Annotated in this window: 16 protein-coding genes; 7 read left to right on the top strand and 9 right to left on the bottom strand. The window is 65.9% G+C overall.

Annotated features, from left to right (window positions below):
• Positions 1-5 precede the first annotated feature (5 nt).
• The 6 genes from HWX76_RS00690 to HWX76_RS00715 all read left to right on the top strand — a co-directional run bounded on the left by HWX76_RS00690 (position 6) and on the right by HWX76_RS00715 (position 6,694).
• Positions 6-773, top strand: a complete 768-nt coding sequence (locus HWX76_RS00690; RefSeq protein ID WP_050010761.1) for a phosphocholine cytidylyltransferase family protein — start codon at positions 6-8, stop codon at positions 771-773.
• A complete protein-coding gene (aepX, locus tag HWX76_RS00695; protein ID WP_089489271.1) occupies positions 770-2,455 on the top strand; it encodes a phosphoenolpyruvate mutase in 1,686 nt (561 codons plus the stop codon). Before HWX76_RS00690 ends, aepX begins: the two co-directional genes overlap by 4 nt.
• Positions 2,452-3,648 (top strand): phosphonopyruvate decarboxylase, encoded by a 1,197-nt coding sequence (gene aepY, locus HWX76_RS00700; protein WP_089489270.1) that lies wholly within the window; start codon positions 2,452-2,454, stop codon positions 3,646-3,648. The genes aepX and aepY overlap by 4 nt, the downstream gene beginning before the upstream one ends.
• Complete coding sequence (locus tag HWX76_RS00705) at positions 3,648-4,712, top strand: 2-aminoethylphosphonate aminotransferase (protein ID WP_050010756.1); 1,065 nt, start codon at positions 3,648-3,650, stop codon at positions 4,710-4,712. Before aepY ends, HWX76_RS00705 begins: the two co-directional genes overlap by 1 nt.
• Positions 4,713-4,932: 220 nt before the next feature.
• The gene (locus tag HWX76_RS00710; protein WP_160300483.1) at positions 4,933-5,757 is read left to right on the top strand and encodes a toll/interleukin-1 receptor domain-containing protein; all 825 of its coding nucleotides are present in this window, start codon (positions 4,933-4,935) and stop codon (positions 5,755-5,757) included.
• Positions 5,758-5,878: 121 nt separating this feature from the next.
• Positions 5,879-6,694, top strand: a complete 816-nt coding sequence (locus HWX76_RS00715; protein ID WP_089489269.1) for a multidrug ABC transporter ATPase — start codon at positions 5,879-5,881, stop codon at positions 6,692-6,694.
• 27 nt (positions 6,695-6,721) lie between these two features.
• Here HWX76_RS00715 and HWX76_RS00720 read toward each other — a convergent pair whose 3' ends face one another.
• Positions 6,722-7,873 (bottom strand): acyltransferase, encoded by a 1,152-nt coding sequence (locus HWX76_RS00720; RefSeq protein ID WP_124630332.1) that lies wholly within the window; start codon positions 7,871-7,873, stop codon positions 6,722-6,724.
• A gap of 327 nt (positions 7,874-8,200) precedes the next feature.
• On the opposite strand from HWX76_RS00720, the gene pip reads away from it, so the two are divergent.
• Positions 8,201-9,133 carry a prolyl aminopeptidase gene (pip, locus tag HWX76_RS00725; protein ID WP_176015353.1) on the top strand — a complete coding sequence of 311 codons (933 nt, stop codon included), beginning with the start codon at positions 8,201-8,203 and terminating at the stop codon, positions 9,131-9,133.
• 61 nt (positions 9,134-9,194) lie between these two features.
• Here the strand turns inward: pip and HWX76_RS00730 are convergent, their stop codons facing one another.
• From HWX76_RS00730 to HWX76_RS00765, 8 genes are all read right to left on the bottom strand, one after another.
• Entirely contained in the window at positions 9,195-9,467 is a 273-nt protein-coding gene (locus HWX76_RS00730) for a hypothetical protein (RefSeq protein WP_089469567.1), read from the bottom strand.
• Positions 9,468-9,694: 227 nt separating this feature from the next.
• The gene (locus HWX76_RS00735; protein WP_176015354.1) at positions 9,695-11,176 is read right to left on the bottom strand and encodes a virulence factor; all 1,482 of its coding nucleotides are present in this window, start codon (positions 11,174-11,176) and stop codon (positions 9,695-9,697) included.
• Positions 11,173-13,344: a hypothetical protein gene (locus tag HWX76_RS00740; protein ID WP_176015508.1), complete on the bottom strand. Its 2,172-nt coding sequence runs from the start codon at positions 13,342-13,344 to the stop codon at positions 11,173-11,175. The genes HWX76_RS00735 and HWX76_RS00740 overlap by 4 nt, the downstream gene beginning before the upstream one ends.
• A 455-nt stretch (positions 13,345-13,799) precedes the next feature.
• Entirely contained in the window at positions 13,800-14,849 is a 1,050-nt protein-coding gene (locus tag HWX76_RS00745; protein ID WP_176015355.1) for a transglutaminase family protein, read from the bottom strand.
• The gene (locus tag HWX76_RS00750; protein ID WP_176015509.1) at positions 14,843-17,449 is read right to left on the bottom strand and encodes a circularly permuted type 2 ATP-grasp protein; all 2,607 of its coding nucleotides are present in this window, start codon (positions 17,447-17,449) and stop codon (positions 14,843-14,845) included. The genes HWX76_RS00745 and HWX76_RS00750 overlap by 7 nt, the downstream gene beginning before the upstream one ends.
• Positions 17,450-17,663: 214 nt before the next feature.
• Positions 17,664-21,077, bottom strand: a complete 3,414-nt coding sequence (locus HWX76_RS00755; protein WP_176015356.1) for a transglutaminase family protein — start codon at positions 21,075-21,077, stop codon at positions 17,664-17,666.
• Between the two features lie 93 nt (positions 21,078-21,170).
• Positions 21,171-22,178 carry a transglutaminase family protein gene (locus HWX76_RS00760; RefSeq protein WP_050018029.1) on the bottom strand — a complete coding sequence of 336 codons (1,008 nt, stop codon included), beginning with the start codon at positions 22,176-22,178 and terminating at the stop codon, positions 21,171-21,173.
• A gap of 8 nt (positions 22,179-22,186) precedes the next feature.
• A complete protein-coding gene (locus tag HWX76_RS00765; RefSeq protein ID WP_176015357.1) occupies positions 22,187-23,128 on the bottom strand; it encodes an alpha-E domain-containing protein in 942 nt (313 codons plus the stop codon).
• Positions 23,129-23,165 lie beyond the last annotated feature (37 nt).

The following is a 23,165-nucleotide window of genomic DNA, read 5'->3' on the forward strand; positions in this document are numbered from 1 at the left end:
AACCCATGCGAGCCATCATTCTTGCGGCAGGCCTCGGCTTGCGCCTGCAACAACCGCCCGAGGCGCAGTTCCCGAAGTGCCTGCTGCGCTTCGACGACGTGTCGCTGCTCGAGCGCCATCTGCGCGTGCTCGACGCCGCGGGCGTCGATGACATCGTGCTCGGGCTCGGCTTCCAGCACGAGAAGGTCGAACAGGAGCTCAAGCGCCTCGGCCGCACCGCCGAGATCGTGATCAACGACCGCTACGACCTCGGCAGCGTGCTGACCGTGCATACCGTCGCCGATGCGATGACGCGCGGCGGCGACGTGCTGCTGATGGACGCGGACGTGCTGTACGACGAGAACATCCTGCACGCGCTGGTGGCCGATGCCGACAAGACCGTCGACCGCCTGCTGATCGACCGCGACTTCGAGGCCGGCGACGAACCCGTCAAGCTGTGCCTGAAGAACGGCGTGCCGGTCGAGCTGCGCAAGCAGCTCGCGGTCGACCTCGACTACGACACGATCGGCGAATCGGTCGGCTTCTTCCGCTTCACCGAAGGCACCGCACGCCGCCTCGCGACGATCGTCGCGGGCTACGTCGACAGCGGCCGCGCGAACATGCCGCACGAGGAAGCCGTGCGCGACCTGCTGCTCGAAGGCGGCCATTCGTTCGACGTCGCCGACGTCACCGGCTCGCCGTGGATCGAGATCGACTTCCCGAACGACGTCGCACGCGCGACGCAAGACATTCTTCCCCTGATTCAACGCACCACCGCCGGAGCCGCACGATGAACGCACGCGAACCCAACTTCACCGAATCGCGCAGCGCGCGCCTGCGCCGCATGCTCGTGAGCAGCGATCTCGAATTCCTGATGGAAGCGCACAACGGCCTGTCCGCGCGGATCGTCCGCGAAGCCGGCTTCAAAGGCATCTGGGCGTCGGGCCTCGCGATCTCCGCGCAGTTCGGCGTGCGCGACAACAACGAAGCGAGCTGGACCCAGGTCGTCGACGTGCTCGAGTTCATGGCCGATGCGAGCGACCTGCCGATCCTGCTCGACGGCGACACCGGCTACGGCAACTTCAACAACGTGCGCCGCCTCGTGAAGAAGCTCGAACAGCGCGGTATCGCGGGCGTCTGCATCGAGGACAAGCAGTTCCCGAAGACCAACAGCTTCATCGGCGGCGAGCGCCAGCCGCTCGCGGAAATCGACGAATTCTGCGGCAAGATCAAGGCCGGCAAGGATTCGCAGACCGATCCCGACTTCTCGATCGTCGCGCGCGTCGAGGCGCTGATCGCAGGCTGGGGGATGGACGAGGCGCTGCGCCGCGCGAACGCGTACGCGGAAGCCGGCGCCGACGCGATCCTGATCCACAGCAAGCTGTCGCGCCCGGACGAGATCCTGCAGTTCGCGCGCGAATGGAGCGGCAAGGCGCCGCTCGTGATCGTGCCGACCAAGTACTACAGCACGCCGACCGACGTGTTCCGCCAGGCCGGCATCAGCACCGTGATCTGGGCGAATCATCTGATCCGCGCGTCGGCATCGGCGATGCAGGCGACCGCGCGCGAGATCCACGAGAGCGAAACGCTGATCAACGTCGAGGACCGGGTTGCGTCGGTCAACGAGATCTTCCGCCTGCAGGACGCCGACGAGTACTCGGCCGCCGAGCGTATCTACCTGTCGTCGTCGTCGCGCGCGTCGAATGCCGCGATCGTGCTCGCCGCGAGCCGCGGCAAGGGCCTCGAAGCCGTGACCGAAGACAAGCCGAAGGTCATGCTGCCGGTCGCCGGCAAGCCGCTGCTGCGCTGGCTCGTCGACGGCTTCAAGACGCACGGCGTGAACGACATCACCGTGGTTGGCGGCTATCGCGCCGATGCGATCGATACGTCGGGCATCAAGCTCGTCGTCAACGAGCGCCACGCGCAGACCGGCGAGCTCGCGTCGCTCGCATGCGCGGCCGAACGCCTGACCGGCGACACCGTGATCTCGTACGGCGACCTGCTGTTCCGCAGCTACATCGTGCGCGACCTCGCGGAGAGCGAGGCCGAGTTCAGCGTGGTGGTCGATTCGTCGCTCACCGAGACCAATCAGAGCGTGCGCGACTTCGCCCTCTGCTCGGCGGCCGACGATCGCGGCCTGTTCGGCCAGAAGACCTATCTGCAACGCGTGTCGAGCGACGTCGCCGCGGGCACGCCGCACGGCCGCTGGATCGGTCTGCTGAACGTGCGCGGCGCCGGCGTCGACCGCCTGAAGGCGATGCTCGCGACGCTGCAGGCACGTCCTGATTTCGACACGCTCGACATCCCGTCGCTGCTGAACGAGCTGATCGCCGCCGGCGAGAAGATCGAGGTGCAGTACGTGCACGGCCACTGGCGCGGTGTCAACGATCTGGAAGACTTCCGTCGCGCGGGCGACTTCGCGCACGGCCAGACGCCGCTGTCCGAACCGGGTACCGGCAACGGGGGCGCGCAATGATCGAAGCGGCCCAGTTCGTCGAGGCCGCGCGCGAACGCGGCTTCGACTGGTACGCGGGCGTGCCCTGCTCGTACCTGACGCCGTTCATCAATTACGTGCTGCAGGACCCGACGCTGCACTACGTGTCGGCCGCGAACGAAGGCGACGCGGTCGCGCTGATCGCGGGCGCGACGCTCGGCGGCAAGCGCGGGATCGCGATGATGCAGAACTCCGGGCTCGGCAACGCGGTGAGCCCGCTCACGTCGCTGACCTGGACGTTCCGCCTGCCGCAGTTGCTGATCGTCACGTGGCGCGGCCAGCCGGGCGTGGCCGACGAGCCGCAGCATGCGCTGATGGGCCCGATCACGCCGGCGATGCTCGACACGATGGAGATCCCGTGGGAGACGTTCCCGACCGACCCCGAACAGGTCGGCCCGGCACTCGACCGCGCGATCGCGCACATGGACGCGACGGGCCGCCCGTACGCGCTCGTGATGCAGAAAGGCAGCGTCGCGCCGTATGAACTGAAGGCGAACCCGGCCGCGAAGCCGCGCGCGCACGTCGCCGCGCAATCGTCGTCGCGCGCCGCGTCGGCCGACGCGTGGCCGACCCGTCACGACGCGCTGCAGCGCGTGATCGCGCATACGCCGGTCGATTCGACCGTCGTGCTCGCATCGACCGGTTTCTGCGGGCGCGAACTCTACGCGCTCGACGATCGCCCGAACCAGCTGTACATGGTCGGCTCGATGGGCTGCGTGACGCCGCTCGCGCTCGGCCTCGCGCTCGCGCGCCCCGACCTGCGCGTGGTGGCCGTCGACGGCGACGGCGCCGCGCTGATGCGCATGGGCGTGTTCGCGACGCTCGGCACCTACGGCCCGGCCAACCTCACGCACGTGCTGCTCGACAATGGCGCGCACGAATCGACGGGCGGCCAGGCGACGGTGTCGCAGCATGTGTCGTTCGCGGGCGTCGCGGCCGCTTGCGGTTACGCGTCGGCGGTCGAAGGCGATACGCTCGACGTGCTCGATGCGACGCTCGCCTCAACCAGCGAGGGGGGCCGGCCATCCGGTGCGCAGTTCGTTCGCGTGGCGATCCGCACGGGCGTGCCCGACGGCCTGCCCCGCCCGACCGTCACGCCGGTCGAGGTCAAGACCCGTCTGATGCGGCACATCGGCGCCGAGCAGACCGAAGCCCACGTTGAAGGAGCCCATTGATGCTGCTGCTGAACCCCGGCCCGGTCACGCTCACCGAACGCGTGCGCCGCAGCCTGCTGCAACCCGATCTGTGCCATCGCGAAGGCGAATTCTTCGACCTGCAGGATGAAGCGCGTGCGCGCCTCGTCGCCGCGTACGAACTCGATCCGGCCGAATGGGCTGCCGTGCTGATGACGGGTTCAGGCACGGCCGCCGTCGAGAGCATGATCGCGGCGCTCGTGCCGCAGGACGGCAAGCTGCTCGTGATCGAGAACGGCGTGTACGGCGAGCGGATCACGCAGATCGCCACGCAGTACGGCATCGCGCATGACGTGCTCAAGCATGAGTGGATGCAGGCGCCGGATCTCGCGCAGATCGGTGCGAAGCTCGATGCAGGTGGGTACTCGCATGTCGCCGTGATTCATCATGAAACGACGACCGGCCGGCTGAATGATCTCGATGCGATCGCCGAAGTCTGTCGTGCCCGTGGCGTGAAGATGCTTGTCGATGGCGTCAGCAGCTTCGGTGCGGAAGCGATCGATTTCGGCGGTGGCGTGATCGACGCCGTTGCCGCTACCGCGAACAAGTGCCTGCACGGCGTGCCGGGCGCGGCGTTCGTGATCGTGCGCCGCAGCGCGCTCGTGAAAGCCGCGAGCCGGACTTACTACCTCGATCTCGGGCGGCTTGCGAAGCTGCAGGATCAGCGGAATACGCCGTTTACGCCTTCCGTGCATGCGTATTACGCGCTCGTCGAGGCGCTGCGCGAGTTTGACGAGGCTGGCGGCTGGCGCGCGCGGCATGCGCATTACAAGGCGCTTGCCGACCAGGCGCAGGCCGGGCTTGCGGCGCGCGGGATGCCGCTGGTGCTGCCGGAAGGTGCGTCGTCGGTCGTGCTGCGTGCGTATCGGCTGCCGCAAGGTGTAACGTACGAAGCGCTGCACGACGGACTGAAGGCGCGTGGCTTCGTGATTTATGCGGGGCAAGGCGGACTGTCGAAGGAACTGTTCCGGATCTCGACGATGGGCGCGATTCAGGCGGCTGATGTCGAGCGGTTGTTGGATGGTTTTACCCAGTTGACGCGGTAAGCGTTGTCCGTAACTTCGTCTACGAAAAGGCCCGGAAGGGCCTTTTTTGTTTCCGTACATTCCTCAGAAATACAGGGGCACGTTATCGGCATGCGAGCAAGCGTGACCCTACGGGATCGAGTCAGGAAACAGCCATCCGCTTTCCTATTTCTTGCTCGTTGTTAGAATGCAGCCAACCTCTGGTATTATCAACCTCAACCACGCACAAAAGCAAACCAATATGACCATCGACTATAGAGATTTTGTTTGGGAATGCGATTACGGCGAACACTCTTTCGTACTAAATCGCCTAAAAATTATTCTCTCCACACAAAACCCATACCAACTCGCCTATTGCTTTATTTATGCAAACAACAACCCATACAATCTAGAATTTTATATTGTTTTTGGATATGAAACCCCAGTTGACGGACAAATTGAGGAGATGAAGAAATCGATGGTGGCGTGCGGAGCCAGATATCGATCAGATCTCGTCAACGACGATCTATTCAGTGAACTTGCGAACAAACGCTTCCAATATGCAGCGACTGCCGGTCCAGACAGCATCGACTTCGTTACACCAAGTCTTTTTTGGTACAAAGATCGATCAGAGGTTGCATCCACCATTTCCATGAGGCCGCTAGGAAAGGCCCTACCTGTCTTTCTGAGTCACTCCTCACATAACAAGCCTTTTGTCGAGGACTTGATCCCGTATCTCAACGGAAAGGGTTTGCCCGTATGGTATGACAAGGTCAATATCCAATATGGGGAAACCATTGTAACCGCAATTCAATCTGGAATCGTTACCTCAGGCGCCGTTATATTTTTCATTACACCCGAATTCTTGGAGTCATCCTGGTGCAAGTTAGAAATGGAGGGATTCCTGAGTAGATTTGGTGGCGGGCATAATATCTTGATCTTGTGCGTCATCGCCAAAGATGTCAGCCACGACAAATTACCGATTTTTCTACAAATGAAGAAATATGTCCGCCTCAGCGAGTCTCTAAGTGTCGAGCACGTAGCCAACGAACTCATTCCCGCTCTTAAAGATCACCTGAAGCTGTAGCATGCCGGATAGTCTTGAACGCGATAACATGTGCTGTGCCGATCGGCATTACGTCGAAGTACACTTCCCATAATTCAAAGGGTGCACGGATCGATAAGCGCTTCAACGAAAATTTTCCATCGTGGTTACGAGATCTTTTTGTTTCGCCCTGCTGCTGGCGCTCACTGCCGCCCATGCCGCAGACAGCCAGTCCTGCAGCGACGAAACCGTCACAGCCATCGCCCGCTGGGCCGGCATCGCGAGCGCACGCATCGCCACGCGCGACGCGGACCGGCTCGTCGTCGCGTCGTCGTGCAAGGCCATGCCGAACGCGCCGCAAACGACGATCGCGGCCGTCGCGTTCGATTCGCTGCCCAAAAGCAAGAACCCGGACGAGAGCAAAAAGCTGCAGGTCGTCGCGCTCGTCGAGGGCGGCAAGGTCGTGGCGGCCGATCGGTCGGTGGTCGAAGAGGATGCGGCGACTGAGATCGGCGAGAACAGCTACCGCATCGACACGGCGCCCTACCGTTTGTCACCCGACGTGCGTGCGTTCGGCGTCGTGTTTACCAGCAGCGCGCGCGGGCCAAGTTGCGTGGACGCATACCCCGAGAACGACCTGACGCTGTGGATTCGCGACGGCGCCCGCCTCCGGCCGGTGTTCGGTACAAATCTCCATGGCTGGGTAGCCACCACGGGCACCGCTTGCGGCCCCGACACGAGCGACTTGCGTAGTGAATCTGCGCACATGACGATTGCTGTCGAGAAAACGTCTCACAACGGTTTCGCGGATCTATCGATTACGGCGCACGTCACCGATATGGAAAGCGACGACGACAATGGCTCGGCCACCGGGAAACGTACCATGCGCACGATCGTCAAATACGACGGCAAGTCGTATGGAATCGATATGTTCCGCGACTTCTGGTATTCACCCGCCTCGAAGAAGCGCTTCAAGTAAGGCCACGCGAATCACCACCCCGCCCACCTATTCCACCACCTTCGGCCCGATCGCATCGGTCGGCGCCGGCCTCCGCAACGCGTCGTCCCGCACGCGTCGCGCCTCGCGCGCCGAATAGCGATCCTTCAGCCGCAGGAACGGCTTTTCGACGAGGAAATAGCTGGCGGTCGCGGCAATCAGTGCCCACACGATACCAAGCGGAAACCCATGCGGCACCGGCAGATCCGGATTCGCAAAAGGCTGCTGCCACAGATAAAGACTGAACGAGATCGTGCCGACGAACACCACCGGCCGGGCGCGCAGCCAGCGCGCGCACCAGAACTCGCTGCGAAAATTCAGCACGACGATGACGATCGCGATCAGCGCGGCTTCGAGCGTCACGCCGTACGTCGCATTCCAGAAGCCGCCGAGCCGGTGTTCGGCGAGCGGCATGCCGAGCAGCACGACGAACACGAGCGCCGTCACGATGCGCGCCTCGCCGCGCCACGAGCCGATCCACGCTTCGAGCCGTTCGCGGTTGAGCGACGCATAGCAGCCGATCAGGATCGGATCGATACCCGTATGCAGCATCATCCCGAGCTGGCCGCGCAGCGCGGGCGCGAGGAAATACGTGGTCGCACGGACCAGCGGCACGATCAGGATCAGCGCGGCCAGCCAGCGCGTGCCGGTGCGGCGGATGCCGAACACGAACAGCAGCGGCCAGAACCAGTAGAACTGCTCCTCGAGCGCGAGCGACCAGAAATGGCCGAGGTACCACGCGCCGTCCGGATGCAGCGCGTTGTCCCCGGTCAGCCCGAACCACGCCGAGTAATTCCACAGGTGCAGCGCCGCATAGAGCCACTGCCGGCGGTCGACATCGAACCCGCCGGCGAACGCGACGATCGCCACCGCCGCGAGATACACGTAGCAGGCCGGCCAGATCCGCAGCGCCCGGCGCACGTAGAACGACGTCAGCGCGATGCCGCCCGTGCGCGCAAACTCGGCGCGCAGCACGTTGGTGATCAGGAAACCGCTCAGCACGAAGAAGATCAGCACGCCGAGCCGCCCGTCGGCGATCAGCCGCAACGGCGCGTACCAGCCGGTATAGCCGCCGGGTAGCACATGCTCGGCATGACCGACGACGACCATCGCGACCGCGACGGCGCGCAACCCGGTCAACTGCGTGACGCGATGGTTCATCGGCTGGTTTCCGTTGGCACGGTGAAGGAGCGGGAATGGGCCGGCGTCCGATCAGCCCGCCGACCTGTCGCCGGATTTTGTATGAAAAATATCGGAATGAAATTGCTTCAAAAATCCGCGTGACTCACACCGCCGGCGACGCCGCTTCCCGGCGGGTCAACGTCCGGCGCGACGAATGGGCATAATGACAAACCTTGTCCGGCGGCGGCCGGTCCGATGCCCACGCAACGACTTTTGCGGCGCAGCAATCCACGCAGTCCCGTACCCCGCCCGCGCACCGGTCCGCGCCTCGTCCGCCTCCTGTCGACCCTCACCCGGAGTCTGCCTGTGTATCCACCGATCGAACCTTACGCCCACGGCCACCTCGACACCGGCGACGGCCATCGCATCTATTGGGAGCGCTGCGGCAACCCGGCCGGCAAGCCCGCCGTGTTCCTGCACGGCGGCCCCGGCGCCGGCTGCGGTCCCGACCATCGCCGCCTGTTCGATCCCGAGCGCTACGACATCCTGCTGTTCGACCAGCGCGGCTGCGGCCGCTCGACGCCGCACGCGAGCCTCGAGAACAACACGACGTGGGATCTGGTCGCCGATATCGAGCGCCTGCGCGAGATGGTCGGTGCCGATCAATGGCTCGTGTTCGGCGGCTCGTGGGGCAGCGCACTGGCGATCGCGTATGCGGAAACCCATCCGGAACGCGTGAGCGCGCTGATCGTGCGCGGCATCTTCACGATGCGTCGCGCGGAATTGCTGTGGTACTACCAGGAAGGCGCGTCGTGGCTGTTCCCCGATCTGTGGGAAGACTTCGTCGCGCCCATTCCGGAAGCCGAGCGCGGCGACCTGATGGCCGCCTACCATCGTCGGCTGACCGGCGACGACGAAGCCGCGAAACTCGAAGCCGCGCGCGCATGGAGCATCTGGGAGGGCCGCACGATCACGCTGCTGCCCGATTCCGCGCTCGCCGCGCACTTCGCGGACGGCCACTATGCGCTCGCATTCGCGCGGATCGAAAACCACTACTTCGTGAACAAGGGCTTCGTCGAGGAAGGCCAGTTGCTGCGCGACGCGCATCGTCTCGCCGGCATCCCTGGCGTGATCGTGCAGGGCCGCTACGACATCGCGACGCCGGCGCGCACCGCGTGGGAGTTGTCGAAGGCGTGGCCGGACGCCACGTTCGAAATCGTGCCCGGCGCCGGGCACGCGTACAACGAGCCGGGGATTCTGGAGGCGCTGGTTGCGGCGACGGACCGGTTCGCCGCCTGAGCGACGTCACGCGACGCGACGCGTGTTGCCGTGCCTGCCGGCACGCTCACGCGCCGCCCCATCACAACGCCGCTTCGACGATCGTCCGGCCGCTGATCGCCCGCTCGACGAGCTGTTCGTCGCCGACCTTGCGGATCGCGTCGTCGAGCAGCCCTTCCGGTTCTTCGGTCGCCACCTTCAGCAGGCCCGACAGTCCGCGCGCGTCGAGCACCACCAGCGTTTCCATCGAATCCGCACGGCTCACGAGCACACGGCGGAATGCCGGACCCGCGCCGAAGCTCGCACAAAGCTCGATCGTCTCGTTGCCGAGCGTGTAGTCGAAGTTTTTGATCATGATCTGCCGCCGTTGCAGGGAAATGGCGACGCGCGACGGCGCGGCGCCGTGACGTCGACGCACCCGCGCGTGCCGCCGGCGCGCCGGACCGGGGTCCGAGCCGTTCGCCGGCATCACCATGCTAGGCGTGCAGAATTAACGAAGACTTAAAGCGTTGGCAGGGTCTCGCGCCCTGGTGGGACGCGCATCGGGGGTGCCAAACCGGCCGGTCGTCGCACAAGCGGAGCTCACCACGAATAGCCCTGCATGCCGTAATTCGTATCGTGTCGGCGTCCCCACCACGGCAGGTAGGCATTGTTGCCGCCGCGTGCGCGGAACCAGTCCTTGTCGGGATCGATCGGCGTGAGCTTCGACGGTGGCCGGACAACGACCGCGACGGGATGCTCGGGATCGGTCGTGCCGGCGACGAGTGCGTTGCCGCCGAAGTGGTTGATCCGGCCGATCGCAAGCGCGACGTCGGTCAATGCGCTGCCGGTTCCCATGTCGCCGAGTAGCGCGGCCGTGTTGAATGCCTGCTTCGAGTGGTCGTATTCGGGGAGGGTTTCGGTCAAGGTCCGGGAGAGCGAGGCAAGACGTGCCGACGATGCATCGCTGCCCTTGCCTGCGTCGTGAACGATGTAATGGAGATCCGGGACCGCGACGCCTGCGTTGCGTGACGCCTGGTCGATGGTCGCCTTCCACGCCTGCACGGCGCGGGTCGTGCCGACCTTCTGCGGAAAATCATGCGTATTGCCGGTTGCGGCCTTGCCGATCCAGGCGAGCGGTTCGCGCTCGGTTTTGAAGGCTGGGCCGGCGAGGAACAGCGCGACCAGATTCTCGTTGATCTGTGCATCCGTGGGCGGGAAGTTGGGTGCGTCCCAGTTCATCACCCAGACGCTCTTGTCGGGGTTCGCCTGCAAGTAGTCCAATGCGTTGTTCAGCGATGTGAAGCCGGCGTTGGGGCCGCCTTGCGTGATTTGTACGTCGGGAGGCGTGTCGCGGCTCCACAAAGTCTTGGGTGACGGCGGGCCGATCTCGAAGAAGTTCATCATCCGATCGATCATGCGCGATCGGGCATAGGCCGCGTCGAGGCGAAGTGGAGTGGCAATTTCGACCCGGATACCAGCGAGTTCACGCCAATCGATTTGCTTCTCGGGCTTCACCGTGTAGAAATATTTTGCGTTGCTAATATAACGGGTGCGTATGAGCAGGATGAATTTATCAATGTACTTGGCATAGAAGCCCTTGAATGTTTCTACCCCTTCGTTGCCATATACAAGCGCGCCAATCGATTGAAGCGTTGTAAAGGATGTCGGATCGGTCCGCACCATGTCATCGTTCCCGTTCGGCGCAGCAAGCCCTTGCGTCCACAACAATTGCCATTCGGTCGGGTAGTCCATCCGCTGCAAAGGATTCAACCAAATCAGGCCGACAACCTGTGCCACAAATGGCTTCACTGACTCTTCTGCGGCCGGCGTTGCATTTGCTGCCGGCTCCGAAGCGGGCACGGCATGCGCCGAACGCGTCATGGCCGTGGTAGACAGAAACACCATGAGTGCCACCAGGCCGGGCACGACTACAAATCGTTTCATCCAATCTCCTATCTCCAATTGTGTTCGGTCTGGTTGTTCAACGTGTGTCATTAGCAAAGCCAGCAACAGGGCGGCGATCATCCACGCCAAGACCGCAACGGCAACACGTCTCGGCCATGTGGCGATCAGCGTCTTCATATTGCACCCCCAACTTTCAGATAAATCTGTCCTTCGCGTTCGTCAACGATCGCGGCGGGAATATTGGCTTCGCTTTTCTCGGCATGTACCCATTCGTGGAGGGGCGTTCTATCGAAATTTCCTGACGAAAAATAGTCGCAGTACTTCTTGTTCGGATTGTCATTCGGGATGCCATCCCCCATCCGCCAATCGGCTTCAAGCCGTAGCATCTTCATTTGCTTGGGCGTCAGATAGCAAACCCCGATCGCCACATCGTACGCAAGCGCCTTTTCGGCATGCTCCGGATTGGTCATCGTCGTGGAGTGATTCGTCGGGCTGTTGGTCGAGCCACGATCGAGCCAATCGACAATCTGCTTGTCGCGCCATTCCTTGTAGCCCTCCGGTATTTCGCTCTTGCCGTCCTCGCCGATCACGTGGCCATTACCATCGAGCCATTCCGTATTCAGCGTTCGCCGCGCCTCCATCCGCATCAGCGCGCGGTCCTCGTAACGCTGTCCGGCTTCGCTCTCTGCCGTCCCTTGCGCGACACTGTCCGCGTTCTTCGCCTCGTACTGATCGTAAGGATCGTCCGCACGCTTGTCTGCCTCGCTCTTGCTTGCGTCGCGCCATGCGGCCGGCGGATCGTTGCCTTCGTTGAAGTCGCTTGTCGCATTGCCGTCCTTCGTTTCGATGGGCTTGCCGAAACGCAACGCTTGCGGCGCGAACGGTTCGTCGAGCGCCGGCGCGTCCGCCACCACGGCCCAGCGCTCCGGCGGATCGGCGTTCACGCGGAACATATTCAATGCCGAGCTGAACCCGGTCACGACGAACATCAGCGGCGCGGTTGCAAGCGTAGCCGCCACGCCCCAGACACTTTCGTTCCCTTTGAGCGCACCGATGAGGTTGAACTTGGCAGGTGGCGAAGGCGGATACCAGAATCCCGACGTCTTCCCCTTTTGCCGATGCCGCCAGTCATCTTCCCAATACCGATAGCGCTCCTGCACGCCAACCTGGAAGCCGGAGGCAAAGACGCGCTGCGTCAGCACGCCGGGGACGCTGATATCGTTCAGCTCGTTCTTGTCGATGCCGCGCCAGCCGATGCCTTGAACCGTGACCGCCGAAATCACCTGGTCGTGTGGACAGCAATACGCGGTGACGCGACCATATGTCGATCCGTTCAGGCCGTGGCGAGCCCGATCCTCTTGTGCCGCATAAGACCGCTTGCTGGTCGGTGATACCCGTTCGTTGGCCATGTCTTCATCGATCTTGCCGGCGGGCAGTTCGTAGGCTTTGCGCGTGCCGATGATCGACAGAAACTTGCCGAACGTTTTCGTGCGCGCGGCGTAGGTCTGCCGTCCGCGACGACCGCTGCCGTCCCTGGTCGCGCGTTGCGACCAGGTATCCATGAACGTATCGGATGGGTTTAGGCCGTCCGCGCGCGCAAGGCTGTACGGCGCATTCGCCAGTACGTAGGCATCCGCCACGCAATGCCCGCTACGTCCCCACGGATCTTCGACGTCGGGCAGCGCATCGCCGAAAAACGCCGCCGTCAGGCCCACGATGTTGCCCTGGCTATGGCATACGACGGTAATCGGTACGTCGGCCTGCATGCGGCGAATCGACTCGATCAGCCTCGCAAGGCGCAACGCCGCGAGCACGCCATATGCGCGGGGTGGCGCGCGATACAGCGGCCGGTTGGTCGGGTTGATGCCCTGCACGGTTATCCACCCGGCCGCCCGGTCGTCGAGGCCGCCGTGCCAGAGATCGGGCAGGCTCGCGCAACCGTTCGTGAACGGGCCGCCGCCCCAGTAGTCCTTTTCGTTCAGGAAAATCTTGTCGCCGTATTCTTTGAGTTCCTCGGCTGTCGCCCGATAGCCCCACCGGAAATGAATGACCGGCGAGAACGACGGATCAGGCTTGACGTAGTTGTCCGCAAGCAGCTTCGGATTCAAAAACCCGTCCGGCGTCACGCTTTCCGTGTACTTCGCCGGCACCAATTGCCCGGCGTCGATGCCGTGATACATCAATTGATCGTCCAGCCGGCCGAGCCGGCGATTCAGGCCCTCGCACAGCCCTTGCTCGGCGGCTTCGAACCATTCGCCTTCGGAATTCACACCATGGACGAAGATGACGATACCGGGCAACGGCATTTGCTTGATGCAGATCAGCCGAGTGTCTTTCGTCCACATCGACACCCCGTCGCCTCGGCCGACGACGATCGGTGGAGGCTTGCGTGGCGTTCCGGTGCTGTCCGACTCGGTGGCATCGATCGACCGTGCGACGGGTTCATCCGTCGCCGATCGATGATCGGGATAAAGCTGCGTCACCCTGGCTCCTGCGCGCGATTTGGTGTTTTGCTGCCGTTCCGCCGCCAGCCGTTCAGGCTGACGCGACGTGAACGCAGATCCGGATCATCGGAAATCCGGGCACCAGCGCACAAGTGCAGTTTTCTCTTTTCCTACAGAATTGAACTCGTCCGACTCAATCGAACAGAATGACACGTGACTTTCCGGTCATGTCTCACGGTCGAGTACGAAGTGTCTTCCGAGCCGCGCGCATGGACCGTCCGGTTCGCAGCCGTCACGAACGTACGCGCCTGCAGACACGCGATCAACAAACGACCGCTCCGATCGGCGAACCCGCGTCAATCGGCATCGAGCGGCTCGACCGTCACGCCGACCTTCAGTTCCTGATCCGCGCCGCCGCCGCGGATCACGCCGCGCAGCGGCGTCACGTCGGCATAATCGCGGCCGACCGACAGCATCACGTAGTCGTCGCCCGGCGCTCGATCGTTGGTCGGATCGAGTTGCAGCCAACCGCCATCCTCGGGCCACGCGGGGTCGTAAACCTCGACCCACGCATGCGACGCGTCGGCGCCGATCAGCCGCGGCTGGCCCGGCGGCGGCTGCGTGAGCAGGTAGCCGCTGACGTAACGCGCGGCCAGCCCGAGCGAGCGCAGCGCGCCGATCATCACGTGCGCGAAATCCTGGCACACGCCCTTGCGCAACCGCAGCGCGTCGAGCGCCGACGTCGTGATGTCGGTGCTGTTCGGCGTGTACGCGAAATCGGCATGCACGCGCCGCATCAGGTCCCATGCCGCCTGCACGAGCGGCCGTTGCGGCGTGAAGCTCGCGGCCGCGTATGCGGCGAGTTCCGGGTCGCACGCCACGTGCGGCGACGCGAACACGAATTCGCTCGCGGGGTCGTAAGGCTGCCCCGCGCGGAACCGCAGGCGGTCGCGCACGGCCTCCCATGCGGTGGCATGCGCGGCGTCCGGGTTCGCGATCGCAGGCGGCGGCGCGCCGCGCGCGCCGAGCGACCACACGGGCGGCGTCACGCGCACGGTGCTGCGGCTGCGCACCAGCAACGTGTCGTGCGGCAGGTTCAGCGCGAACGACGCACGTGCATTGCCGAACGCGTCGACTTCGGTACAAACCGATTCCGGTGCGGGTTCGATGTCGAGCGAGAACGACAGCACCTGCTGGCGCGGCGTCGCGAGCGGTTGCAGGCGTGCCTGGTGCTGAGCGGATTCGACGCGCGCCGCGTAACGGTATTCGGTGTCGTGCGTGACACGCAGCAACCGGCCCGGTGCGACGGCGGCCGGCGCCCCCGTCGCGGCCGGAGCCGAGGGCGGCGCCTGCCGTGCGTTGCCGGAACCAGCCGGGGTTTTCGGTGCACCTTTCGTCGTCACCATAGCGTCCTGCCCGCCTCGCGCACGTGACTGAAATAGCGCTCGCCGATCCGGTTCGACAGCTCCCAGACGGCCTTTACCGTCGTGTCGAGCGCGGCAAGCAGCTTGTCGTGCCGGCCGTCTTCGGCGGTCTCGCACAGCTCGTGCAGCGACCACGCGGGGATGTCCGGAACCGTCTCGGCCAGTTCCGACAGCGCATAGCCTTCGCCGCGTTCGACCTTCGTCAGCCGGCCGCGCAGCGCCTGCACGACCCAGCCGAGCGAGCGCGGGTTGTCGGTATCGAGCACGACGAGCGACAGCAGCGGCGCGACGTCGAAGCCGCGCTGGAAGCGCGAGCGGAACGTGATCGTGCTGTCGAACAGTTCGAGCACGAGCTCGAAGCCGTCCTGCCGATGCACGGCGCCTTCGTCGAACGCGAACTTCAGTACGCTGCACAGGAAGTCGAGCCGGTCGATCTGCCGGCCGATCGACAGCAATCGCCAGCCGTCGTCGCGCGTCATGTTGTCGGTCTGCGCACCGGTGATCGCGCCGAGCAGCAGGCCGAGGCGCTCGAGCAACTGCAGCGCGTCGTTGCCGACCTGCTCCTCCGCTTCCTGCTGTCCTGCGCTGTCGGCGAACAGTTGGGTCGCGTCGTCGATCAGCCGCCACTGATCGCTCGACAGCCGTTCGCGGATCGCGGCAGCCGCGCCGCGCATGCCGAACAGGCACGACGCGATCCCCGACGTGCGGTCGGCGCCGCGCGTCAGCGACGTCGCGAGCTCATGCTGGAACGCGCGCGGCGCATCGACGGCGTGCGGCGCGTCGGCCGCGATCAGCCCGGTGTCCCGGCACAACGTGTCGATCAGTTCCAGATGCGCGGGGCTGTCGACGTCGTCTTCGCCGCGCAGCCGTTCGAGCGCGGCGCGCGCGAGGCGCATCAGGTTGGTCGCGCGCTCGGTGTAGCGGCCGAGCCAGAACAGGTTCTCGGCCGCGCGGCTCGCGATCGCGCGCGGCCGTTCGACGAGGTCGTCGGGGCCGAGATGCGTCTGCAGCAGCGTCGTCGAATCGACGATGCCCTCGGTCATCACCCACGTGTCGACGGTGCTGCCGCCGCGCGGCATCGGCGCGTTGAACAGCGCGTCGCGCGTGCCGACCCGCGACAGCCCGCCCGGCAGAAGCCGCCAGCGCTGCGCGCCGTCGGCGAGCGCGAACACGCGCAGCAGCAGCGGCTTCGGCACGATGCGCGCGCTGTCGTTGCCGTCGGGCGCGTCGGGCCGCGGCCAGGTCGGCGCCTGCGACAGCGGCAGGTCGGCCTGCACCGTGTAGTGTCCGGGCTGCGCGAGAATCCGCGCGCGCCATTCCGCCAGTTGCGCCTGCGTGAGCCGCGCGCCGATCACCGGTTCGAATGCACCGCCTTCCTGCACGTCGGGTGGATAGGATGCCTTCACGATGCCGCGCGCGAGCTGCGGCAGCGCGTCGTCGCACGCGGCCGCCTCGCCGCACCACCACGAATGCACGGCCGGCAGCGTCAGCGTTTCGCCGAGCAGCGCTTCCGCGAGACGCGGCATGAAGCCGAGCATCGCCGGCGACTCGAGGAAGCCCGAGCCCGGCGCGTTCGCGAGCAGCACGTTGCCCGCGCGCACGGCCTGCAACAGCCCCGGCACGCCGAGCATCGAATCGGGCCGCAGTTCGAGCGGATCGAGCCACGCATCGTCGACGCGCCGCAGGATGCCGTGCACCGGTTCGAGCCCGCTCAGCGTCTTCAGGAACACGCGGTTGTCGCGCGCGGTCAGGTCGCCGCCTTCGACGAGCGTGAGGCCGAGATAGCGCGCGAGATACGCATGCTCGAAATAGGTCGCGCTGTGCGGCCCCGGCGTCAGCAGCACGATCCGCGAACTCTTCGCGGCAGGGCTGAGCGACTGCATGCTCTGCAGCAGCGCGCGGTACGCGGACGCAAGCCGCTGCACGCGCAGCCCGCGAAACCCGCGCGGAAAGAGCCGCGACACGATCAGCCGGTTCTCGAGCAGGTAGCCGAGCCCGGCCGGGCCCTGCGTGTGCTGCGCGACGATCCGCCATTGGCCGTCCGGGCCGCGCGCGAGATCGAACGCGACGACGTGCAGCCACGTATCGCCCGGCACGCGCGCGCCGCGCATCGCACGCAGATACCCGGGGTGGCCGGTCACGAGCGCGGGCGGCAGCAGCCCGCGCTGCAGGATCGTCTGCGGCCCGTACAGGTCGGCCAGCGTCGCATTGAGCAGCCGCACGCGCTGCAGCACGCCACGCTCGATCCCGACCCAGTCCTCGGGCGTGACGATCAGCGGCAGCAGGTCGAGCGACCACGGGCCGACCGCGCCGTCGCCGGCGCGCTGCTCGTGCAACTGGTAGAACAGGCCGTTCTCGCGCATGCGCCGGTGCAGCGCGTCGGCGCGGCGGTCGAGGTCGGCCACGCCGTCGCTGCCGATCGACGTGAAGAAGCTGCGCCACGCGGGCGCCAGCGCAGGCGCGTGCAGGCCGGCCGCGCTGCCGCGCAGTTCGTCGTAGCGGCCGGCGGCGGCCGGCGCCGCGAGCGCGGCGGCCAGTTCGGCGGCGTCCGGCTGCGCGCCGGTATCGAAAAGCGTGGGCATCGCGTCGAGGGCGGCGAGATGATCGAGGTCAATGGGCGGCACGATGTCGTTCCGTCGTCAGGGTGCGGCCGCGCATGCGCGCCGCCATTCAGGCGGCAAGCCGCAGTGCGGAACCGCATTCTGCCCGCATCCTAGCATTCCGGCGGGGCCGCGACCGGCCGGTGCGCCGGGCGGTCGCGAACCGCGCATCGTCGTCCGCCCTGTCATCGATCGATCACGGCCGCCGCAAGTCGAGCGTGAACGGGAATTCGCGGCTCGGCGCGGCGGCCGCGACCTCCATCCGGCCCGGCGTGTGCCCGATCTCGACGAAGCGTGCGAGCCGGCGGCTCTCCGCTTCGTACGCATTGACCGGGAACGTCGCGTAGTTGCGCCCGCCCGGATGCGCGACGTGATACCGGCAGCCGCCAAGCGAGCGTTGCAGCCACGTATCGACGATGTCGAACGTGAGCGGCGCGTGCACGCCGATGGTCGGATGCAGCGCCGACGGCGGCGACCACGCCTTGTAGCGCACGCCCGCGACGTATTCGCCGACGGTGCCGGTCGGCTGCAGCGGCAGCGCGCGGCCGTTGACGGTCACGACGTGCCGGTTGTCGTTCAGCCCCGTCACGCGCACTTCGAGCCGTTCGACCGACGAATCGACGTAGCGCACCGTGCCGCCGGGCGCGCCTTCCTCGCCCATCACGTGCCACGGTTCCAGCGCGCCGCGCAGCGACAGTTCCATCCCGTTCACCGCGATCTGCCCGAACAGCGGAAACCGGAATTCGAAGTGCGGGGCGAACCACGCCGGATCGAACGCGAAACCGGCGTCGCGCAGCTCGGCCAGCACGTCGTCGAAATCCATCTGAAGAAATTCCGGCAGCATGAACCGGTCGTGCAGCGCGGTGCCCCAGCGCGTGAGCGGCGTCGTGTACGGCGCGGCCCAGAAGCGCGCGACCAGCGCGCGCAGCAACAGTTGCTGCACGATGCTCATCCGCGCATGCGGCGGCATCTCGAACGCGCGCAGTTCGAGCAGGCCGAGCCGGCCGGTGGACGAATCGGGCGAATACAGCTTGTCGATGCAGAACTCGCTGCGGTGCGTGTTGCCCGTCACGTCGATCAGCAGGTTGCGCAGCACGCGGTCGACGAGCCACGGCGGCATGTCCTGCCCGAACAGCAGCTTGTTGCGCTGGATCTCCGCGAACGCGATGTCGAGCTCGTAAAGCTGGTCGTTGCGCGCCTCGTCGACACGCGGCGCCTGGCTCGTCGGCCCGATGAACAGCCCCGAGAACAGGTACGACAGCGACGGATGGTTGTGCCAGTACGCGATCAGGCTCGCGAGCAGATCGGGGCGGCGCAGGAACGGGCTGTCGGCCGGCGTCGCGCCGCCGAGCACGAAGTGGTTGCCGCCGCCCGTGCCGACGTGCCGCCCGTCGACCATGAACTTCTCGCTGCACAGCCGCGATTGCCACGCGGCGTCGTACAGGAATTCGGTGTGGTCGACGAGCTCGTCGAAGCTCGCGGCCGGATGGATGTTCACCTCGATCACGCCGGGATCCGGTGTCACCTGCAGCAGCTTCAGCCGTGCGTCGCGCGGCGGCGGATAGCCTTCGAGCACGAGCTTCACGCCGAGTGCGTGGGCGGTCAGCTCGATCGCGCCGAGCAGGTCGAGATAATCCTCGAGCGCGGCGAGCGGCGGCATGAACAGGTACAAGATGCCGTTGCGCACTTCGACGCACAGCGCGGTGCGCGTGATCCACGCGGCCGATTCGAAGCGCTCGGGCCGGCGATGCGGGTCCGCGGCGCCCGGTCGGCCACTCGCGGCCGTGCCGTCGTCGCGCCACTGCATCACGGTCTGCGCGGACGCTTCGCGATGCACGCCGGCCAGATAGCGCGGCGCGTCGGCCGGGCCCGCGTAACGGGCGCGAATGGCGGCGGCGTCCGGCAGCACGTCGCGCGGCGCGAACGGATCGCGCTCGACAAGGTACGGATAGTCGGCGCGCGCCGCCCACGGCAGCGAATCGAGCGGCAGCCGATAGCCCATCGGCGAATCGCCCGGCACGAGATACATCCGCTCGTCGCGGAAGAACCACGGGCCCGTCTGCCAGCGCGGCCCGTCGAGGCCCGGCGCGTCGTCCGTGCGCTTGACCGGCAGCACGTAGCCGACCACGCTGTCGAGCTGCTGCTCGAAAACCTTGCGCAGCCGCGCGCGTTCGAGCTCGTCGTCGAGGCGCGCATCGAACGGATCGACGTTGACGGGCAGCCGGCGCTCGCGCCACAAGTAATACCAGACGTCCTCGTAGCCAGGCTGGATGAATTCGCCGCTCAGGCTCAGCCGCGCGGCGAGTGCATCGATGAAGCGCTTCGCGTCGTCGGTGGTGTACGACGACGGTTCGCGCTCGTCGGCGAACAGCGACGGATCGTGCCACACGGGCTGACCGTCTGCGCGCCAGAAGATCGACAGCGCCCAGCGCGGCAGTTGCTCGCCCGGGTACCACTTGCCCTGCCCGAAATGCAGGAAGCCGCCGTCGCCGTATTCGGCGCGCAGCCGCTGCACGAGTTCGGTCGCATAGCCGCGCTTGGTCGGGCCGAGCGCGTCGGTGTTCCACTCGGCGCCGTCGCGATCGTCGATCGACACGAAGGTCGGCTCGCCGCCCTGCGTGAGCCGCACGTCGCCGGCGGCCAGCGCGCCGTCGACCTGCGTGCCGAGCGCGAGCACGGCCTCCCACTGCGATTCGGTGTACGGCTTCGTCACGCGCGGCGATTCGTACACGCGCGTCACGCTCATCTCGTGCTCGAACGACACCTCGCACTCGTCGATCAGCCCTTCGACCGGCGCGGCGCTCGTCGGCTGCGGCGTGCACGCAAGCGGAATATGCCCTTCCCCGGCGAGCAGGCCCGACGTCGGATCGAAGCCGATCCAGCCGGCGCCCGGCAGATAGACCTCGCACCATGCATGCAGGTCGGTGAAATCGACCGACGTGCCGCTCGGGCCGTCGAGCGATTTCACGTCGGGGGTCAGCTGGATCAGGTAGCCGGACACGAAGCGCGCGGCGATGCCGAGATGGCGGCACAGCTGCACGAGCAGCCACGCGCTGTCGCGGCACGAGCCCGACGCGAGTTCGAGCGTCTGCACGGGCGTCTGCACGCCCGGCTCCATCCGCACCAGATAACCGATGTCGCGCTGAAGCTGCTGGTTCAGCGCGACGAGGAAGTTCACGGTGCCGGCCGGCGTGCGGTCGACGCCGTCGAGATACGCGCGAAACAGCGGCGCGGCGCTCGTCTGCGGGTCGCACGCGAGATACGGCGCGAGTTCGGTCTTCAGCGCGTCGTCATAGCTGAACGGGTATTGCTCCGCGCTCGCTTCGAGAAAGAAGTCGAACGGGTTGTACACCGACATCTCGGCGACGAGATCGATCGTGATCTCGAAGTGCTCGGTGCGCTCCGGAAACACGAGCCGCGCGAGATAGTTCGAGAACGGATCCTGCTGCCAGTTGATGAAGTGCTGCGCGGGCTCGACCGTCATCGAATACGCGAGGATCGGGGTCCGGCAATGCGGCGCGGGCCGCAGTCGCACGACCTGCGGGCCGAGGTTGACGAGCCGGTCGTAGCGATAGCGGGTGGTGTGATGCAGCGCGACGTGGATGGACATGGGAGCTCGAGTCGGGTTGGGCCGGCCGCGCACGCCGCGTCGTTTGCGACGCGGCGGCCCGGCATGGCGGATGCGGCGAAAGCGCGCCGCGGGTCAGACGAGTTCCGGCGTCTGCACGACGCTGATCTCGACGCCGACGGCCGTCGCGCCGAGCCCCGTCACCGGCTGCGCGTCGCGATGGTCGAGGCCGACCGCGATGCGCACGTAGCGTTCGTCCGGGCAACGGTTCATGAACGGGTCGAAACCGACCCAGCCGAGCCCTTCGACATAGGCCTCCGCCCACGCATGGCCGGCCGGCTGCTGCATCAGCGCCGTGGCTTGCGGCTGCGCGCCGAGCGCCGCGTGCGGCTGCCCCTGGGATTGCGACTGCGATTGCCCTTGCGATTGCGATTGCGCGGCATGCGATGCGCCGAGCACCTGCTGCATCCCGTCGCCGCTCTGCAGCGCGAGCGCTTCCTCGTCCTCGACGTCGGTCCCATTCTGCTTCGCATCGGCGATGCGCTGCATCGCGCTGTCGGCCAGCACGTAGCCCGAGATGTAGCGCGCAGGGATCTTCAGCACGCGGGCGGCCGCGATGAACGCGTGCGCATGGTCGCGGCTCGTGCCCTCGCCGCTTTGCAGCGCGGTTTCCGCATCGACGGGCGCGTCGGCGGCCAGGTTCGGCGCGTACGCGATGCGGCCGTGCACTTCCGTCATCAGCCAGTGCAAAGCGTCGAGGCCGTGCGGCTCGATCGGCAGCGCGTCGGTCAGCGCGCGCACGGTGTCGCCGGCCTTCGTGAGCGCTGTTTCGCGCTCGAAGATCCACGGCGGCGCATAGCCTTCAGGATTCCCGATAATGCCCGAGCGGTCCTGCGTCTCGACGACGCCGGCCGCCACGACGACGATCTCGGCCTTCGCGCCGCGATCGTGGCGCACGAGGTCGATCCGGTTGCCGAGCCCGTCGGCGTAAGACAGCGTCGGCTCGACGCCGTCGATCGTGACCTGCCACGCGCGCACCGTCTGCCCGGGGCCCGACTGCGGGCGCAGCCGCAACCGTTGCAGCGCGTGGGTGGCCTGATCGTCGAACTGATAACGCGAAATGTGTCGGATGGCGAGTCGCATGGCAAGTCTCAGTCGAAGTTGTAAGCCTGGGCGATTTCGAGCCCGAGGCTGTTGTTACGGCCGATGAAGTCGGTCAGGAACTCGTGCAGGCCGCTCTTGAAGATTCGCTCGACCGACGTATCGGACAGCATTTGCAGGATCTTCGTGGCCGTGTCGTGACATGGGTGTATCACGCCGTAATCCTTCGCGAGCAGGTTCAGGCTCGATACGACGCGCCCGTAGCAATAGCGCAGCGAACGCGGCATGCGGCCGTTCAGGATCAGGTAGTCGGCAATGTTCAGCGGCTTGTACTGCACGTCGTACACCCAGCGGTACGAGCGATGCGCGGCCACGCAGCGCAGGATCGTCTCCCATTGGTAGTTGTCGAGGATCGTGCCGACGTGCGATACCGACGGCAGCAGCAGGTGGTATTTCACGTCGATGATCCGCGCGGTGTTGTCCGCGCGTTCGATGAATGCGCCGATCTGCGCGAAATCGAAGATCTCGTTGCGCAGCATCGTGCTGTAGAAGCTGCCGAGAATCAGCGCGGTTTCGCGTTTCACCTGGTCGAGCACGGCCGGCAGCTCGCTTTCCGGCACCGGCTGCGCGAACGCGCGGCGCAGCGCGAGCCACGCGCCGTTCACGCTTTCCCACGCCTCGCGCGTGAGCGCCGTGCGTACCATCCGCGCATTCGAGCGCGCGGCCTCGATGCACGACAGCACGCTCGACGGGTTGTCGCGGTCGCGCAGCAGGTAGTCGGTCACGGTATCGGCCGCATACGCGTCGTATTTCTCCCGATAGCCGTCGTCCGCGCCCGAGCTGACGAGCACCGACGACCATTCGGCCGGCGCGTCGGCCGTGCGCGTGAGCGCCATCCGCAGCCCGGCATCGACGATGCGCGCGATATTCTCCGCGCGCTCGATATAGCGGTACATCCAGTAGAGACCGCTTGCAGTACGTCCCAGAAGCATCTCGTGTCCACTCCGTCTTCGTTCGGTTCGCGCGCCG

The organism is Burkholderia sp. BCC0398, from assembly GCF_902833245.1.
GTDB lineage: Bacteria > Pseudomonadota > Gammaproteobacteria > Burkholderiales > Burkholderiaceae > Burkholderia > Burkholderia sola.

What these genes read in the sequence shown, in the direction of transcription:
- HWX76_RS00690 (WP_050010761.1), top strand. Translation starts at nt 6, where the DNA reads ATGCGAGCCATCATTCTTGCGGCAGGCCTCGGCTTGCGCCTGCAACAA.
- aepX (WP_089489271.1), top strand. Translation starts at nt 770, where the DNA reads ATGAACGCACGCGAACCCAACTTCACCGAATCGCGCAGCGCGCGCCTG.
- aepY (WP_089489270.1), top strand. Translation starts at nt 2,452, where the DNA reads ATGATCGAAGCGGCCCAGTTCGTCGAGGCCGCGCGCGAACGCGGCTTC.
- HWX76_RS00705 (WP_050010756.1), top strand. Translation starts at nt 3,648, where the DNA reads ATGCTGCTGCTGAACCCCGGCCCGGTCACGCTCACCGAACGCGTGCGC.
- HWX76_RS00710 (WP_160300483.1), top strand. Translation starts at nt 4,933, where the DNA reads ATGACCATCGACTATAGAGATTTTGTTTGGGAATGCGATTACGGCGAA.
- HWX76_RS00720 (WP_124630332.1), bottom strand. Translation starts at nt 7,873, where the DNA reads ATGAACCATCGCGTCACGCAGTTGACCGGGTTGCGCGCCGTCGCGGTC.
- HWX76_RS00730 (WP_089469567.1), bottom strand. Translation starts at nt 9,467, where the DNA reads ATGATCAAAAACTTCGACTACACGCTCGGCAACGAGACGATCGAGCTT.
- HWX76_RS00735 (WP_176015354.1), bottom strand. Translation starts at nt 11,176, where the DNA reads ATGAAGACGCTGATCGCCACATGGCCGAGACGTGTTGCCGTTGCGGTC.
- HWX76_RS00740 (WP_176015508.1), bottom strand. Translation starts at nt 13,344, where the DNA reads ATGTGGACGAAAGACACTCGGCTGATCTGCATCAAGCAAATGCCGTTG.
- HWX76_RS00745 (WP_176015355.1), bottom strand. Translation starts at nt 14,849, where the DNA reads ATGGTGACGACGAAAGGTGCACCGAAAACCCCGGCTGGTTCCGGCAAC.
- HWX76_RS00750 (WP_176015509.1), bottom strand. Translation starts at nt 17,449, where the DNA reads ATGCCCACGCTTTTCGATACCGGCGCGCAGCCGGACGCCGCCGAACTG.
- HWX76_RS00755 (WP_176015356.1), bottom strand. Translation starts at nt 21,077, where the DNA reads ATGTCCATCCACGTCGCGCTGCATCACACCACCCGCTATCGCTACGAC.
- HWX76_RS00760 (WP_050018029.1), bottom strand. Translation starts at nt 22,178, where the DNA reads ATGCGACTCGCCATCCGACACATTTCGCGTTATCAGTTCGACGATCAG.
- HWX76_RS00765 (WP_176015357.1), bottom strand. Translation starts at nt 23,128, where the DNA reads ATGCTTCTGGGACGTACTGCAAGCGGTCTCTACTGGATGTACCGCTAT.